16 protein-coding genes and 2 tRNA genes are annotated in these 15,114 nt (G+C 49.7%); 8 read left to right on the forward strand and 10 right to left on the reverse strand.

From position 1 onward, the window contains the following. Positions 1–93 precede the first annotated feature (93 nt). Positions 94–1,032 carry a tyrosine recombinase gene (locus tag AOV_RS04350; protein WP_075139356.1) on the reverse strand — a complete coding sequence of 313 codons (939 nt, stop codon included), beginning with the start codon at positions 1,030–1,032 and terminating at the stop codon, positions 94–96. Next, positions 1,025–1,225, reverse strand: coding sequence for a hypothetical protein (locus AOV_RS05275; protein ID WP_147314704.1), 201 nt, complete (start codon positions 1,223–1,225; stop codon positions 1,025–1,027). The genes AOV_RS04350 and AOV_RS05275 overlap by 8 nt, the downstream gene beginning before the upstream one ends. 225 nt (positions 1,226–1,450) lie before the next feature. On the opposite strand from AOV_RS05275, the gene secG reads away from it, so the two are divergent. After that, entirely contained in the window at positions 1,451–1,759 is a 309-nt protein-coding gene (secG, locus tag AOV_RS04355) for a preprotein translocase subunit SecG (protein WP_075139355.1), read from the forward strand. A gap of 12 nt (positions 1,760–1,771) precedes the next feature. Next, positions 1,772–3,454 carry a CTP synthase gene (locus tag AOV_RS04360; RefSeq protein WP_075139354.1) on the forward strand — a complete coding sequence of 561 codons (1,683 nt, stop codon included), beginning with the start codon at positions 1,772–1,774 and terminating at the stop codon, positions 3,452–3,454. A gap of 275 nt (positions 3,455–3,729) precedes the next feature. On the opposite strand, the gene ribD is transcribed toward AOV_RS04360, so the two are convergent. Then, complete coding sequence (gene ribD, locus AOV_RS04365; protein ID WP_075139353.1) at positions 3,730–4,839, reverse strand: bifunctional diaminohydroxyphosphoribosylaminopyrimidine deaminase/5-amino-6-(5-phosphoribosylamino)uracil reductase RibD; 1,110 nt, start codon at positions 4,837–4,839, stop codon at positions 3,730–3,732. Positions 4,840–4,919: 80 nt separating this feature from the next. Between ribD and AOV_RS04370 the strand changes: the two genes are divergently transcribed. Together AOV_RS04370 and trpS are read left to right on the forward strand one after the other, a co-directional pair. Then, positions 4,920–5,558, forward strand: a complete 639-nt coding sequence (locus tag AOV_RS04370; RefSeq protein ID WP_075139352.1) for a nucleotide exchange factor GrpE — start codon at positions 4,920–4,922, stop codon at positions 5,556–5,558. After that, positions 5,555–6,544, forward strand: a complete 990-nt coding sequence (gene trpS, locus AOV_RS04375) for a tryptophan--tRNA ligase (RefSeq protein WP_075139351.1) — start codon at positions 5,555–5,557, stop codon at positions 6,542–6,544. The genes AOV_RS04370 and trpS overlap by 4 nt, the downstream gene beginning before the upstream one ends. A gap of 44 nt (positions 6,545–6,588) precedes the next feature. Here the strand turns inward: trpS and murC are convergent, their stop codons facing one another. Next, on the reverse strand, positions 6,589–8,052 hold the full coding sequence (gene murC, locus AOV_RS04380) for a UDP-N-acetylmuramate--L-alanine ligase (RefSeq protein ID WP_233497137.1): 1,464 nt from the start codon (positions 8,050–8,052) through the stop codon (positions 6,589–6,591). Beyond that, positions 8,028–8,114 (reverse strand) — tRNA-Ser (locus AOV_RS04385). Before AOV_RS04385 ends, murC begins: the two co-directional genes overlap by 25 nt. Before the next feature lie 197 nt (positions 8,115–8,311). Between AOV_RS04385 and AOV_RS04390 the strand changes: the two genes are divergently transcribed. Together AOV_RS04390 and AOV_RS04395 are read left to right on the forward strand one after the other, a co-directional pair. Further along, the gene (locus AOV_RS04390) at positions 8,312–8,722 is read left to right on the forward strand and encodes a hypothetical protein (protein WP_075139349.1); all 411 of its coding nucleotides are present in this window, start codon (positions 8,312–8,314) and stop codon (positions 8,720–8,722) included. A gap of 89 nt (positions 8,723–8,811) precedes the next feature. Continuing rightward, positions 8,812–9,747 carry a hypothetical protein gene (locus tag AOV_RS04395; RefSeq protein ID WP_075139348.1) on the forward strand — a complete coding sequence of 312 codons (936 nt, stop codon included), beginning with the start codon at positions 8,812–8,814 and terminating at the stop codon, positions 9,745–9,747. 201 nt (positions 9,748–9,948) lie between these two features. Here AOV_RS04395 and AOV_RS04400 read toward each other — a convergent pair. From AOV_RS04400 to rodA, 4 genes are all read right to left on the reverse strand, one after another. After that, a tRNA-Pro gene (locus AOV_RS04400) sits at positions 9,949–10,026 on the reverse strand. Then, a complete protein-coding gene (locus tag AOV_RS04405; RefSeq protein WP_075139347.1) occupies positions 10,017–10,391 on the reverse strand; it encodes a MerR family transcriptional regulator in 375 nt (124 codons plus the stop codon). Before AOV_RS04405 ends, AOV_RS04400 begins: the two co-directional genes overlap by 10 nt. After that, entirely contained in the window at positions 10,388–10,684 is a 297-nt protein-coding gene (locus AOV_RS04410; protein ID WP_075139346.1) for an integration host factor subunit alpha, read from the reverse strand. Before AOV_RS04410 ends, AOV_RS04405 begins: the two co-directional genes overlap by 4 nt. A gap of 74 nt (positions 10,685–10,758) precedes the next feature. After that, the gene (gene rodA / locus AOV_RS04415) at positions 10,759–11,829 is read right to left on the reverse strand and encodes a rod shape-determining protein RodA (protein WP_075139562.1); all 1,071 of its coding nucleotides are present in this window, start codon (positions 11,827–11,829) and stop codon (positions 10,759–10,761) included. A 156-nt stretch (positions 11,830–11,985) separates the two neighbouring features. Here rodA and AOV_RS04420 point away from each other — a divergent pair, with 156 nt between their 5' ends. Further along, positions 11,986–12,588 carry a TlpA family protein disulfide reductase gene (locus AOV_RS04420; protein WP_117374484.1) on the forward strand — a complete coding sequence of 201 codons (603 nt, stop codon included), beginning with the start codon at positions 11,986–11,988 and terminating at the stop codon, positions 12,586–12,588. Between the two features lie 25 nt (positions 12,589–12,613). Next, on the forward strand, positions 12,614–13,081 hold the full coding sequence (gene purE / locus AOV_RS04425; RefSeq protein ID WP_075139560.1) for a 5-(carboxyamino)imidazole ribonucleotide mutase: 468 nt from the start codon (positions 12,614–12,616) through the stop codon (positions 13,079–13,081). Here purE and AOV_RS04430 read toward each other — a convergent pair. After that, the gene (locus AOV_RS04430; protein ID WP_233497138.1) at positions 13,038–15,014 is read right to left on the reverse strand and encodes a hypothetical protein; all 1,977 of its coding nucleotides are present in this window, start codon (positions 15,012–15,014) and stop codon (positions 13,038–13,040) included. The genes purE and AOV_RS04430 overlap by 44 nt on opposite strands. Between the last annotated feature and the right edge of the window lie 100 nt (positions 15,015–15,114).

Raw genomic sequence — 15,114 nt, forward strand, 5'->3', positions numbered from 1 at the left:
ATACTGCGGATAATCTGCCAAGCCATACCAGCGCTCTGGCAAGCTCCATTCGGGGAAATTGCATGCTCCTCGCATTAACAAAAGACGAAGCCCCTATTTTGGAGGATTGGTTGCAAACGGGTGGAACGTTTTCAGGGCTTCCTTTAGCCTGTCATTTGCAACATAAGTGTAGATTTGGGTAGTAGACAAACTCGCATGGCCCAGCATTTTCTGAATGAATACTACATTAGATCCGTTATTCAGCAAATGTGTAGCAAACGAATGCCTTAGTTTGTGTGGTGAAACCCGCTTCGGGTCAACTCCCGCAGCGATTGCGAGCGCTTTTAGCAACTGTCCCACTCTTTGTCTACTAATGCACTGGTCGAATTTTGCCCCAGGAAATAGCCACTTAGACTCTGATTTCCGTCCTACAATAAAGCGCTTCCTGACCGCAAGATATGCAACCACACTGGCTATTGCAACCTCGTTCAACAAAACTAGACGCTCCCTGCCGGCTTTCCCCTTGATTACCAAGTGTCCTACATCTGAGTGCTGCTCCCTTAACATTGATTCTATGTCATAAAAACCCAGATTTATAAGCTCCGAGATTCTAACACCTGAGGAGTATAGTACATTAACTATGGCTGCAGTTCTCCTCCCTTCTACGGAAAGGTCAGCTCCGGCCGTACGAAGCAACTTGTCTACTTCGCCTACGTCTAACACCTTGGGCAAGGGGCGCCCAAGTTTACAGGAGTCCAAATTAGCTGCAGGGTCCCCATCAATTATCCGGTCGCCGTACAAAAAGCCGTACAACCCCCTGATCGCGGAAATCCTTCTGGACACAGTTGCAGGGCTGTAGCCCCTACTGTTGAGGCTCCTGATATATTTGCGCAAGTCTGCAGCGCTGGCATCTACCATTCTGAGGTTGCGCCTGCCCAAAAACTCAGCTAAGTCTTCCAGGTCAGACCTGTAACTACTGCTGGTGTTTGGAGAGACGCATCTACCCGACAATAGAGACTCAAGAAACACGTCCAGGCAGCGCTTGTCATCCATGTAGCTCCAGCACTATCTCCCTGCGTTCTTCTGCGGATAGCATGCGCACACCTTCACGCGTTCTATAGTAGTGCAGCAACCACATCACAAGCCCGACCGCCAAAACCAGGACAAGTTTGCGTCTCCTACTCAGCTTTATCTTCATCTGGCTCCGACAAACCGCATACACGGATGTTAAGTTTAAAAACCCCAATGTCAACTGTGTCAACCAACAAGAGATAAGCAACCCCGACGTGCGCGCAGTGCAATTAACGCAGTGTACATGTATAAGTTCGGCTGTCCGAGCATAACTTAACGCATGGTGGGCTGCATGGGAGTTGAGCGGAGTATGCCGCAATCATGGCGCGCCACAGAACAATTTCTTGACTCAAGTACACAAATAGTATAGCTTCCCTAAGTGTCGTTTGTCTCTTGCCTTATGTTTTTGACAGCCGCGCAAGTGTTCCTGGCGTTTCTGCTGGTTTTGCTGGTGTTACTGCAGTCTCCTGAGTCTGATACCCTGGGGGGGTTCGGTGGTCCTCAGTGTAACCTTGGCTCAATGTTTGGTAAGAGTTCCTCCTCTAGTTTTATAGCCAAGCTTACTGCAGTCGTGGCTGCTGCCTTCATAGTCAACACCGTGTTGCTTGTGGGTACTAACGCAAGACGTGTTCGAGAGGTTTCTGTTGTTAGTAAGACTGGGGCAGTACCTGGGCAGGAGTCCAACGGCAGTGAGGTCCCTTTCGAGTGAGCTTGGGAATTTATGTCAATAAGGGACAGGTGTAGCGCGCGCTTCATATTCGTCACGGGCGGTGTTGTGTCCTCGCTGGGGAAGGGGCTGGCAGCAGCTTCTATAGGTGCGCTGCTTCAGGCCCGCGGTTTTCGAGTACGTCTTAGGAAGCTGGATCCGTACCTAAATGTGGATCCGGGTACTATGAGTCCCGCACAGCACGGGGAGGTTTTCGTCACTGATGATGGTGGCGAGACCGATCTAGATCTGGGAAACTATGAGCGGTTTACTGGAGTCAACACCACAAGGGAAGATAACGTAACCGCTGGGAGGATATATCAGCAGTTGCTTGTCAAGGAGAGGCGTGGAGACTATTTGGGCCACACTGTGCAGGTGATTCCCCACGTAACAGACCTTATAATCTCCTTCATCCTGAGCAATGACAATGGCGCTGACTTCATAATTTGTGAAATAGGCGGTACTGTTGGTGATATTGAAAGCCAACCGTTTCTTGAGTCCATACGCCAGGTAAGCTACAGACTGAGTAAAAACTTCACAATCTTTGTACACCTCACTCTGGTACCCTGCGTAGGTTCTGCTGGAGAGTTGAAAACCAAGCCCACGCAACACTCGGTTAAGGAGTTGAGCTCTTTGGGAATACAACCAGATATAATACTGTACCGCAGCGCAGCACCCCTGCCGCAATACCAGAGTGCAAAAATAGCAAACTTCTGTAACGTTTCTGCGGATAACGTAATTCCTGCGCTTGACGTAGAAAGCATGTACAAGTTACCCGTAGTGTATCATGCACATAAGCTCGACACACAGATACTCAATCACTTTGGGATGAGCGCCCCAGACCCTGACCTAACCAAGTGGGAAAATGTACTCAGGATGATCAACAATGCACGGAATGTGGTGACTGTAGCAATTATAGGCAAGTACACAAAATTCCTAGACGCCTACACGTCACTCACAGAAGCACTGGACCATGCAGGCATGCATAGTGGGATCAAGGTACAAGTAAAGTGGGTGGATTCCCGTCTACCGGTAAGGGAGTCCGACTTGCATGATGTGGATGGCGTACTCGTTCCTGGAGGGTTTGGTGACGATGGAGTAGATGGAAAAGTCCTCGCAATAGGTTACGCCCGCACCAATGGCATCCCTATGTTGGGGATATGTATGGGAATGCAGCTTGCCGCCATAGAATTTGCGCTTAATGTTGCAAAGCTTGAAGATGCCAATTCCACAGAATTCGATCAGACCTGCAAAAACCCAGTTGTTGTCGAGTTGCCATGGCTGCAAAAAGGTGAGGGAGAATATCTTTTGGGTGGTAGTATGAGGTTAGGGTCATACACATGCCATCTGAGCACAGATTCTAAAACTGCATCCATATACAGTAGTACGGTAATCAACGAACGATGCAGACACCGTTACTGCATCAACCCCCGGTACAAGAATGTCTTGGAAGAGCATGGATTGTCCTTCACCGGCACGTCAGACCCGCACGGGTTAATGGAGGTGCTGGAACTGCAGTCGCATCCATGGTTTTTGGGTGTGCAATTTCACCCAGAATTTAAATCCAGTCCGTTTGCGCCACACCCGTTGTTTACGTCTTTCGTGCAAAGCATCCTACAGATAAAACAGTGTGGGTTGATGCGCAGATCGGCGTCGGCCGCCACTACACTTTTTCCGGGCAGCAGTGTTGTGTCATAGCTTAGTCGCAAGAATTGTTGTCGCGAAAGTAGCGCACAAGGGGTATGAAGCGGCTTTCAGACCCTAGCTTTTGTGCATCTCCAGCACAACCTACAAATGAGCTGGCATCACACCTGGTTGCGTCCTCACTTTCATTTACCGGAATCTGCTAGCATGCAGAGCTCTATAACCTGGCTGCGCTGCTTATAACTTGCAGGCCATTACAACAGTGAGCTTAACGCGCAACCCAGCAACTTACCCTGCACCCGCATGTGTGCATTATCTCTGCAAGATGCCTAAGCAGGTGCGGCGGCGCTGCTGCATTCGCTGGCAAACAAGACTTGAAAAATGTCTACGGTGTCTTCCATAAATGTTAGAGTTTTTACTCTGGAGAAGTGGCAGTGCCCAGCCGGAAGCCCATCAAGATTCAATATAGATTCAACTCCTTGGCTTCCGCTAATCTTATTGGCTCTGCACCACATGAACTGATCCACCAACCTTCTTTTAAGCAGCTCGGTGACTAGCACGCCTCCGCCTTCGACAAACAATCTGGTTATTCCTAATTCCTCTGCAAGCGTATTCATGGTTTCCACGAGGAAGTCACCCCTTTCACGTATTCTGAGGTATCGCACTGCGCGCAGTGCTTCGTGGTTATCGTTATCCGTAGCAATATATGTTGGTACCACATCGGACGTCGCAACAACCTTATGATGTGAACATAATTTGCCAGAGCGGTCTATTACTATCCTGATTGGGGAGCACTTTTCCAGGCCTGGAAGTCTGCAATCCAGCATGGGGTCATCGACAATCACGGTATTGCTGCCCACCATGATCCCATCGTGCATAGTCCTCTGCTTGTGCACCCACCTTCTCGTAAGCTCATTGGTAATCCACCGATCACCATCACTAGGAGGGGAAATTTTGCCGTCAAGTGTGGTTGCCAGCTTTACCGTGATGAACGGCCTCTTTTTGGTCTTACTGTAAAAGAATCCCACATTCAGTTCCTCAGCCTGTTGCTGCAGCACCCCAAGCTTGACTTCCACGCCCGAATCCGCAAGAAACCTAGCTCCCTTGCCAGACACACGCTTGTCGGGGTCGAGCGCAGCTATTACAACCCTACGTACTCCCGCACTGATGAGCGCAGTAGTGCACGGCCCAGTTTGCCCGTGGTGGCAACACGGCTCTAGCGTAACGTATACAGTAGACCCAGCTGCTGCCTCCCCTGCCCGTCTTAGAGCCACAACCTCAGCGTGGGGCCTACCTCCCATGGCTGTCCATCCCCTACCCACAATACTGCCGGTACTGTTGGTCACAACACACCCTACAGTTGGGTTTGGATATGTGTTGCCCAGCCCCCTGCGCGCGAGCCTGAGCGCAATGGACATGAATCTCTCGTCGTCGAACATTGAGCGTTGCTTTTACTCTTGAAATATACACACAAAATTACTATATACTCCTAAGGTTCGTGTGTAAAAGTTTTTGAGCTATGGCTGAAGAGAGACACGTTGATCCCAAACAGCAGCAAGAGGGCGTCGCACCGGCCGGGTCGGGTGATGGAGCACCCCCAAAGGGCGCACCCGACCCGACTGCAGGAAGAAAGCAAGGCCCTGCAGGGAAGTTTGCAGCCGGCGTAGGCGGCAAAGTACAGCAGAGGGTGGCTGCTGATTCTTTAGAACTAGAAAAGCTTAGAACCGAGGTTGAGCACTTGCGCAACCAGTTGCGCCTAGCAGTTGCGGATAGCAAGAACCTTAAACGCTTGGTTCAAAAAGAGGTGGAGGAGGCAAGAACGCTTTCCATATCTGAATTTGTGCGCGACTTAATCGCCTCCTGTGACAATTTGGAAGCGTCTTTGAAAAACCTCAGTGATGATGACAACGTGCATGCCGGCGTGAAGATGACGTGGGACAGTCTCATAAGTACGCTGGGCGGCCATGGTGTGTCGAGAGTCTCCCCCTTGGGTGAGCAGTTTGATCCCAGGTTTCACAAAGCAGTAACCCAGGCTGTTGATGATAGTAAGCCTGCCGGTACAGTTTTAGAAGTTATACAGGCTGGGTATATAATTCAGACAAAAGTCTTGCGCCCAGCGCTGGTTATAGTATCAAAAACGTCGAGCGAGCAGGGGTGATATTTTCTGGTATCCAACCTAGTGGTGGTGTACCGCACTTAGGCAACTATCTGGGCGCAATACGCAGGTGGGTGGAATTACAAGGTTCTGACCAATGTCTTTTCTGTGTAGTAGATCTTCACGCGCTTACTGCAGGGAACGTGCCCGCAACTGTGCTGCACTCTCGATCAGTTAGCTTGCTAGCCACGTATATAGCATGCGGCATTGATCCGGAAAAGTCTGTACTGTTTGTGCAATCTTCGGTACCCGAGCATTCCGAGCTTTGCTGGATACTCGGATGCGTAACCCCTATGGGGTGGCTTAATCGCATGACGCAATTCAAGGATAAGAGCCGGAGTGGCAGTACACCGAACATGGGGCTGTACGGGTATCCAGTACTCATGGCAGCTGACATACTATTATACAAGGCAGACTTAGTACCCGTGGGCGATGACCAAATGCAGCATATCGAGCTCACCCAAGATATCGCTAGGGCGTTCAACGCAACGCACCAGGTAGACTATTTTCCCGTTCCAAAGCCGCTTAGCCTTGATAATTCAGCAAGAATTATGAGCCTGCGAGACGGCAGGAAGAAGATGAGCAAATCTGATGCGTCTGATGCCGCGCGCATCAACCTTGATGATGACGATGATAGCATAGTTCAGAAAATCATGCGTGCCACAACGGACAGCATACGCGGCCTATCGTTAGAAGGTCTGGATGAGAGGCCAGAAATGCACAACTTGGTCAATATATTTGCTGTACTTTCTGGAATGACCAAAGCAGAAGTGTGCAATGAGTTTGCGGCTAGTGGGACTAAAGAATTCAAAGAGGCGTTGGCGGGCTTATTGGTGCAAACCATCTCACCCATAAGAGAGAGAATAAGAGAGCTGGTGCGCGATGCTGCCTACATGGACAAAATAATAAACGCGGGAAATGGTGCGGCTAGGGTGTTAGCCGGCAGGCACATTGCAGAGATCAAAAAAATCATAGGGCTAGTGCGGTAGAAATAGCCAGTGGAAGGGTGGCCGAGCTAGCACGGTTTTGCGTGTTAGCAGCGCACACTGCGCTGAGCCATATACGCGTTGGAAATAGAGCGTATCATGCTTGTTATGCTACCGGCCCCCATTGCCACCACTACATCTCCCGGCCCTGCAACGGAAGCGACAATATTTGCGATTGTATCGGGTGTGCTCGCATGTACAACTTGATCGAATCCAAGGCTTTTCACCTCGCGCACAATATCCTGGCTCTCACAGCCAGATATTACCTCCTCGCCGGCAGGGTATACGTCAGTTAAAATCAGATAATCAAACTTGGAGATCGCGCTTGCAAAGTCTTTGAAAAAGTGCTGAACTCTGGTGAATCGGTGCGGCTGCAATATGCCGATCACTCGCCCGCTGGTTGCGAATATTTTAGCCGCGTTTCTCGAGGCTTCTATTTCAGTGGGGTGATGTGCATAGTCATCAACGAATGTAACTCCCCTAACATTGGCGATAATTTCAAATCTTCTGCTAACACCCATGAAGCCTTCTAGACCAGCCTTTATGTGGCTACAACCGATACCAATATGCTTAGCTACCGCGGCCGCTGCGAGCGCATTTTCCACGTTGTGGTACCCCAGCACCGGCAGCTGCACACCACGACAAACCTCTGCCCCATTCAGTCCTACTATGTCAAACACTGTGGCGTTACCCATATACGTGGTATTGGAAACTAGTAGCTCACCACCTTCAAGACCATAGGTAATTTTGCTGCATCTCACACTATTGCCCAGCATGAAAGACGGCCTGCTCGGTATAACAGCGGCTCCACCAACTTTTACGTTGCAAAGGAAATTTGAAAACACCCTTTCTAGGGCCTCTAAGCATGAATACCTGTCCGGATGCTCCCACTCAAGATTTGTAACCACAGCTATCTCACAGGGCAGCTCAGTAAAACCGGCGTCTGATTCATCGCCCTCAACTACGGCCCACTCTCCAGTGCCCATCTTGTAGTTATTACCATAGCTAAGGGCGACCCCACCGATAAAGACTGTAGGGTCCATTCCAGCATGTTCCATTATAGATGCAAGCATGCCGGTTGTTGAGGTTTTCCCGTGCGAGCCAGAGACAACTATAGTACGCTTTGCACCCAGCGCCTTGGACAGCAGCTCCGTTCTTCGTAAAACAAGCTTACCCGCAGCAATTGCAGACTGTAACTCGACGTTGTTGCTCTTGATTGCGTTAGAATATATCACGACGTCTGCATTATGCGCGTTGTCTGTCCTGTGGTCCGGCATTACTTGGATGCCCCTGTCTAACAGGGTTTGAACCATCAGGGATGTGGATGTATCGCTCCCCTGCACTGTGTAACCACAGTCATGGGCGGCCATTGCCAATGCACTCATCCCAATGCCCCCAATGCCTATGAAATGTAGCACACTGCCGGAACTAAATCCAAAAGGGTCCGTCAAACTACGCCTCCAAGCCAGCAGAAGTGGTGCACAAACGGACGGAGTGGGATTCGAACCCACGGTACGCGCTAACGTACGTCAGTTTTCAAGACTGGTGCCTTCAACCGCTCGGCCATCCGTCCGCGTCACTTGTAACACAATACAGGCAAGCATGCAATCGTGTGTCAGCAGTTGAATGGGACATGCATCTTCATCATAGTGAGTGATGCTATCCCTGCCAGGCAAAGTTGCGTTGTGCGCGAAAAAGCGTTGTTAACTCAAGCTTAATTCCTCCTATCTAGAATCCCCGCGGTTTTAACAGATTAAAGGCCAACGTATTATGTTTGATTTCGACAATACTTACGATCTAGCGTTTCGCATAGATGACGCTGATTTGTCTCGCAATTTCTCGGTTAGTGACGGACATGTGGTTGTCACTAATGGTGATATTTTCGCTGGCCATAGCCCGCTACAGTACTGCAACGCACCTGCGCAAGAGCCCATGAGTTATTGCAAAAGCCACGTGGTGCTGGGCAGAAACAGCGAAGTAACAGCTGATATATATAACTCCGCGCTGACAGGCATCGAGTTAAATATAGCCTCAGACAAGAAATCGCTTGAGGCGCATTTCTCAATCAATCCCCTGCAAGCCCTTCCAGTTATGAGCCAAATGTACCCTGAGGTCCAAGTACAGGTATACACAATGGCAGATTATGACTTTTTCGATGAAGATGAAGATTTGCAGTGGTAGCAGTGCCCCGGCTTAGAAACTGTTCTAGTGGCATGCCACCAAAGCAATTGCGCAAACACTAACACCCATTCAATATTTAAGGTACCACAATGTTCGATTACGTATACGACGCGCTTAATGGAAGCACGGCTGTTGTGACTTTTTCAGATATAAATGCACATGACCATGTGTCAATTTCTAGTGATGACTTTTCCATACATGGCAAAGATCTGCAAGTTTACTCCCACATTGCAGACTCTCCCAGACACAGTGAGGTAGTTTTTGTCAGGGGAGACGGTTCCACTGTAGCCAGTTTTATGGGAACTCACGCTCATGAGCTTACAATAAATTTCGACCAAAGGACAGCAAGCATAGCTTTTGACATTCCTCCATTGTTGGAACTATTAGGATGTGACGGCCAACTGTTGCCACCGGAAGAGGGCTCAAAATATGCAGGCTCCGTTGTTATAGATGGTGGCCAGCTACAACTGGCAAAAAATACCACACAAAGCGCTGACGGGGCACCTATGCAGCAGCGTGGAGAAGCTGTTGATGACGTTGATGACGCTACAGACGAAAATTTTGATGGGGATGAAGGTGTGGTGGAAATAGCGACATCACAGCGGGAAGTCGTTGACGCCCCTATCATAGAAGTTTCAGCTCCAACTGAAACTGAAAATTCCAATGAGACTGCGTATACGCAACAGGCACTGGAAGCCGACCAGCCGCACGTCACAACCGCACAGGACCAGCTTCCAGAAAGCATGAATAACCCTGCAGCAGTACAGCCTGTCATGGACTCTGAAGCTACGATACCTGCTAGTAATAACAACAGCGATGAGGAAGAGCAAGCACAAGAGGTGGCACACTTTCCCGTGGTAGAGGACCTGGCAGATTTGGGTGAGGAAATCCGCACAGAAGGTGAGCGGGTAAGCGAAACCTCAGCGCAACCAGAATCTGCACTTGAAGTAGTCGTGGAAGATGTGGACACAGAGGAAGACGCAGACATCCTACCCGCAGCTGTGAATGTCTTCAGCTGGATTTAGGCCTACATAAGCCTATTTGGCGCCGCCAATATATACCAAGACCGGGCTCTCCAGCTGTATCTCGAGCGGGGTACACGCAACTGAGGAGGGCCTGGCTCAGATTACGCCGGCACAACACACCGGGCATAATAGAATCACCTACAGGCTGAGACAAGAACAAGCCATAACCTGACACGTGGCATCATAAAAGCAAACACACACTGGTCGGAATGGCGGGATTCGAACCCACGACCTCCAGTCCCCCAGACTGACGCGCTAACCTGGCTGCGCTACATTCCGTTTAGTTTCTTGATCAGCACATCCCGCATTTCGGTCATGTGACGCAACAGCTGAATGAGGCCATCATTCCTTTCTGCCACAACCTCTGACATGCTTTTTCTTCGCTTTAGCTCCAGCTGCGCACCTCTTATGGTGTACCCCTTGTCATAAAGCATGTGTTTAATTCTTTTGATAATGGCAACGTTCTGCCTGTCATACAGCCTTCTGCCACGCCGTTTGATTGGGTTAATCTGTGCAAACTTACTCTCCCAAAACCTGAGCACATACTGCTCCACACCGACTTCTTTTGCCACATCACTAATTGTACAAAAAACCCTCTCGCGAACTTCGTCCGCTTCACTCCGGGTTTGCAGATCAGTGGTCACGATTCTTCGCCGTTGATTAGGCGCTTCATCGTTACCGACGGGCAAAACGTCACGGTGTTATGTTCCTTCACTATGAACTGCTCCAAAGTTTTGGGGTTTCTGCCAATCCGTTCTTTCTTTCTTATCACCTTGAACGTACCAAACGAAGATATCTTTAGGAGGCCCCCTCTAACCAGGGAGGACACCATCTCGTCAAGTATTTCCCCAACCAGCACCAGCGCATCCTCGCGCGATATACCAATTTCTCTGTTAATCGCGTCAGCAAGCCGAGCCCTCGTAAGCGTCTGACCCATAATTTAGCACCAAGTACAACAGACTGGACAAGTCTACATCATAGGAAGAAAGTATCAAGCCCATATTAGCTGCATCAGGTGGTACGGGCCTCCCGGGCAACAGCTGCAAGTATGCCCACAAGCACCATACTCGTGAGCATAATACTTCCCCCGTATGATAGGAACGGTAGAGGAATCCCAACTATGGGCAAAATGCCGGTAACCATGCCTACATTGATGAAGAGGTGCAACATGAAAAATGCGGAGATCCCCACCGCCATCAGCTTGCTGAAGTTGCAGCGTGCGCACAAGGCAACATATAAGCTGGTATATACCAACACGCTGTACAGGGCGAACAGCAAAATCACACCCACAAACCCATGCTCCTCGCTAAAAACGGAAAACACGAAATCGGTCTGCTTCTCGGGCAGAAAACCCAATCTGGTCTGGCTACCGCTCGCAAAGCCCTTGCCGTACACGCCACCAGAACCTATGGCTATTTGTGACTGCAAAGAATTATACCCCATACCCATAGGGTCACGCCCGGGGTCCAGAAAGGATAGCAGCCTGTTTTTCTGGTAATGATGCAGCATTCCCCATACCACGGGAGACATTGCGCACAGCAGAGATAGGAACAACGCCATGTATCGCCTATCTGCTACGGCAACAAACATTATGAGCATGGCCATAAGCAACATAATACCCGCGGTGCCCAAGTTGGGTTGTTTAGACACTGAAATTACTAGCGGCAAGGTGATTATCATTCCCCCAGTGAAATTGCGTAAACTCAGGGATCGGTGTGGGTTTCTGTCATGAAAATATCGGGCCAATGCGAGGATCAGGGAAACTTTGGCAAACTCCGAGGGTTGCGCGCCAAAGGCGCCTACTTTTAGCCACCTGGTCGCACCCATGGCTGCATGTCCAAAAGCGTGTACCATCAGTAGAAGGCAAAATGCACCAGCGTACGCCAAGTACGAGTACCTCATATACGACTTTACGCTGACAAATGACGCCGCGATAGATAGAGGTATACACACTGCACAAACGTACAAGTGGTGCTCAGCAAAAGGGTGCCAGTGCCCGCCAGCGGAGGAGTATTGGATTCCAAAGCCAACAAGCAGCAGCATGGCCACGTCCAGCAACAGTAAAACGCGTATCTTAGACATCACACACCTCCCCAGCGCTGCAAAAGCAACACGCTTACCACACCGATACAACACCCACGGTGATATAACACAAAACCCCGATTTGTTATATCCTCAAGTAACGACCCACAGCCCGATGCTATATCCGAACTGATAAAAACCTTGTGAGTTGCCTCTTTGAAGTTCATAATTGTGGCAAGGAAGGGTCTTGTACGGGGTACGCTTATGGTTCCCAAAGTGCTGTACAACAAGTGTTTCATAGCTGCGTTTTGCATACTTGCGGTTGCGTCATTCATACTAATCGGCAGCGTGCACAACTACGAGCTGGAGCTGGAGCGGTCCTCGATCAAGATTCAGGAGATTAACTCTGATGAGGCCCTTTATGGCCTGATGTCAAAAATAGGAGCAGGCCCTACTCTTTTGGTGCTGTACACCTCGTGGTGTAGCAACTGTGTGGAGAAGATGCCTGAAGTTATAGGGGTCATCGGCTCGTACAAAGATGTAGAGCCTGTAGTTATTTCTCTAGATACTAATAAAGAAAAACTCGCTGGGTTTTTGCTGTCTCAGAGGCAAATAAACTTCGTGCCATATAACGTATCCCCCGCGTATCACAGCAAGCTTGCCTACGCATTGGCCGGTAAGGGTGTGTATTTTGATGGGCGGATACCGTACATATCGGTACTCGGCAACGGCAGCGCCCCCTCTGGCAACATCACCAGTTCACGGACACTGCGAGCGGTTATGGATTCTATAACTTCGGGAAAGACCCAAGGTGAGTGAGAGTGGCGCGCAAGTATCGGTGGTGATGGGCAGCAAGTCTGACTTTCCCACCATGAGCGCCACAACGTTGGCTTTGGATGAGCTGCGCATTGAATTTGAAGTGCTGGTAGTCTCGGCCCACAGAACACCAGACAGGCTGTATGACTTCGCGAAAACCGCGCACACAAGGGGGATCAAAGTCATAGTAGCAGGTGCGGGCGGGGCGGCACACTTACCAGGAATGGTTGCCTCCTTGACAAGTATTCCCGTCATAGGTGTGCCCATAAAGAGCGAGTGCTTGAATGGGCTAGACAGCTTGTTATCCATAGCACAAATGCCCAGAGGGACCCCGGTCGCTACTATGTCTATTGGAGCAGCGGGAGCCGCAAATGCTGCTGTGTTTGCGGCCACAATACTCGGGTTAAGCGATGCTAACGTGCGGCACAGGCTTGTAGAGTGGAAAGCAAAGCTTACAGCTGCGGTGAATGTGTCACCTTTTGAGGGCGAACACTAGTAGTCCAGGTGGTATGAGACGCCGTACCTGGCATGAGTACAGCACCACCTACGCTGGAACCAGGCGGCGCGGAGCTGCCATGCGTATCTTGATCAGAGCAACCACCAGTAGCCCAGGGGAATGGTATACCTTGCATGAATACCGTCGCACCGTCTACATTGGAACCAGGAGTCGCAGAACTACTACGCACATCAACGCGGACGTCTTCCGCTATAGACGCGAGTCGTGAGCACACGTCAGTCATCTGCTCAACAGAGTTTTTCATGTGATCTATAACCATAGCAGAAGTCATTAAGTACGGAAGATAAACAAAAAACCCGTCATTTTCCTCAATAAAGCGCTTCACCTTTTGTAGTTGTTCCGGCAATGGTGTACTGTCACTGGATTGCTCCGTAGCTTTACTTGCTGCACGTATAAAAGCGGTATATTCAGCCTCATCCGCAAACACAGCCTTTTCGCCGAATAGTGCACGATCAAGCTGGCGTAGCACATCTCTACACTTTACAATTTCATCTTTGGTGTAACCTTGCTCCTTTTCTACTATTTTTTGTACAGTAGACAAGACCGCCTTTATTTTCTTGGCCATGTCATCTATCTTCTTATGTACATAGTATGACTTTTTCTCGCCCTTAGTGTTGTGGGTTTCATACTTAAGCGAGTTCTCGATATTCTTGTACGAACTGATGGTTGTTGAAATATCTTCAGCTTCTTTGAGTGCCCGTTTGAGTAGGCAGCACACGTTTACCACGGAGTTTTTGTCTACGTTCCATATGTTGTACATGGTACGCAAGCTTCGCATGCGGTCATCTAATATCGCCATTACTTCCCGTGCAACAAGCCCGCTACTCTTTTCCAGATAGTCAGATACACTCTTCTGAAGGGCTAGGAAGCCATCGCTTACTTCCGAAACTTTCTTTAGCACTTCAGCAAGATGCGCCTTCACCGCGCCGTCAACAAGGTGTTGCATTGATCCCGCAGCTATACGCGCATCTTCGATAAGAGCGCGCGCGTCATCCAAATAGCGCACCAACTCATTACCCATATCCCTCAGGCGCTCTTCGGTGCTCTCTAGAATGCTCTTGGTTCTGGCAAGATTCCACTCGAGCGCGTCGTCGGTGTGTTTTCTAATCTCCTCAACAAGGCCGGGAATACGCCGGTTGATAGCGCTGATTTCGTTGTCTAGTCGGAGCCGGAACTTCTGCATGTCGTCCAGCTCCCCGACACACATAAGAATGCCTTGTTGCACGAATTGTAGTTGCTTCATACTAGCATCTGCAACAGACACTACAGCAGCCTGCAGGGCGAGCCTGCCGTGCGCAATTTTTGCCTGAACCTCATGGCATGCTTCGTACTTTTTCATCAAAGTGTCTATTGCAGCCGTGTGAGCCCTCTTGTAGTTGCGTCCGCTAAGTGTTATATACAGCCCCAAACAAATTACCCCGATTAGCAGGGGCAGCGCCATGGCAAATGCGATTTTTAGTGTGAGCGGATACGGACCGGAAAATACCGCTCCCACGCCCCGGAAAAAGCCCGGAGCAAGGGCCCTAGAAATTTTCAACGCATTTCGGACAAGTATCGCAGTTGATATGGAAAACATCAGCACCATTACACACAGCACTACGGGTGCTGTGACTTTCCGGGTATTATGCGCCAGTGCAACATAGTCATTGAAGGCTTCGTGTTGTTCGTCCTGACATTGCGCAAGTTCACTCTCTAGGCGTACTAATTTCCTGTGTAAAACGGTAATACGGTTTTTAAGCTCGGCGAGATTTTCGTCGGTACTATGATCTTGGTGGGAACCACTATCCCGCGATTCTGCTTTACTTTTGCTTGCAGATCGATGCTTGCTGTCAGACTCTCCAGTGCCCTTGGCATGTGAGTTTTTTTCTAATCCGAGATCGGAGTTGTCAGTAGTGCGCTGTTCTAAAGGCATAAACCCTCCACGTTTTGAATCACAAGACAAAAAGAACGAACCCCCTGCTTGATGAGCAGTGCGTCATCAACTTCAGCGGATTACACAGGATCTACATAGG

The organism is Anaplasma ovis str. Haibei (assembly GCF_002214625.1).
Lineage (GTDB): Bacteria > Pseudomonadota > Alphaproteobacteria > Rickettsiales > Anaplasmataceae > Anaplasma > Anaplasma ovis.

What these genes read in the sequence shown, in the direction of transcription:
- AOV_RS04395 (WP_075139348.1), top strand. Translation starts at nt 8,812, where the DNA reads ATGTTCGATTACGTATACGACGCGCTTAATGGAAGCACGGCTGTTGTG.
- secG (WP_075139355.1), top strand. Translation starts at nt 1,451, where the DNA reads ATGTTTTTGACAGCCGCGCAAGTGTTCCTGGCGTTTCTGCTGGTTTTG.
- AOV_RS04360 (WP_075139354.1), top strand. Translation starts at nt 1,772, where the DNA reads ATGTCAATAAGGGACAGGTGTAGCGCGCGCTTCATATTCGTCACGGGC.
- purE (WP_075139560.1), top strand. Translation starts at nt 12,614, where the DNA reads ATGGGCAGCAAGTCTGACTTTCCCACCATGAGCGCCACAACGTTGGCT.
- AOV_RS04410 (WP_075139346.1), bottom strand. Translation starts at nt 10,684, where the DNA reads ATGGGTCAGACGCTTACGAGGGCTCGGCTTGCTGACGCGATTAACAGA.
- ribD (WP_075139353.1), bottom strand. Translation starts at nt 4,839, where the DNA reads ATGTTCGACGACGAGAGATTCATGTCCATTGCGCTCAGGCTCGCGCGC.
- AOV_RS04350 (WP_075139356.1), bottom strand. Translation starts at nt 1,032, where the DNA reads ATGGATGACAAGCGCTGCCTGGACGTGTTTCTTGAGTCTCTATTGTCG.
- rodA (WP_075139562.1), bottom strand. Translation starts at nt 11,829, where the DNA reads ATGTCTAAGATACGCGTTTTACTGTTGCTGGACGTGGCCATGCTGCTG.
- AOV_RS04370 (WP_075139352.1), top strand. Translation starts at nt 4,920, where the DNA reads ATGGCTGAAGAGAGACACGTTGATCCCAAACAGCAGCAAGAGGGCGTC.
- AOV_RS04430 (WP_233497138.1), bottom strand. Translation starts at nt 15,014, where the DNA reads ATGCCTTTAGAACAGCGCACTACTGACAACTCCGATCTCGGATTAGAA.
- AOV_RS04390 (WP_075139349.1), top strand. Translation starts at nt 8,312, where the DNA reads ATGTTTGATTTCGACAATACTTACGATCTAGCGTTTCGCATAGATGAC.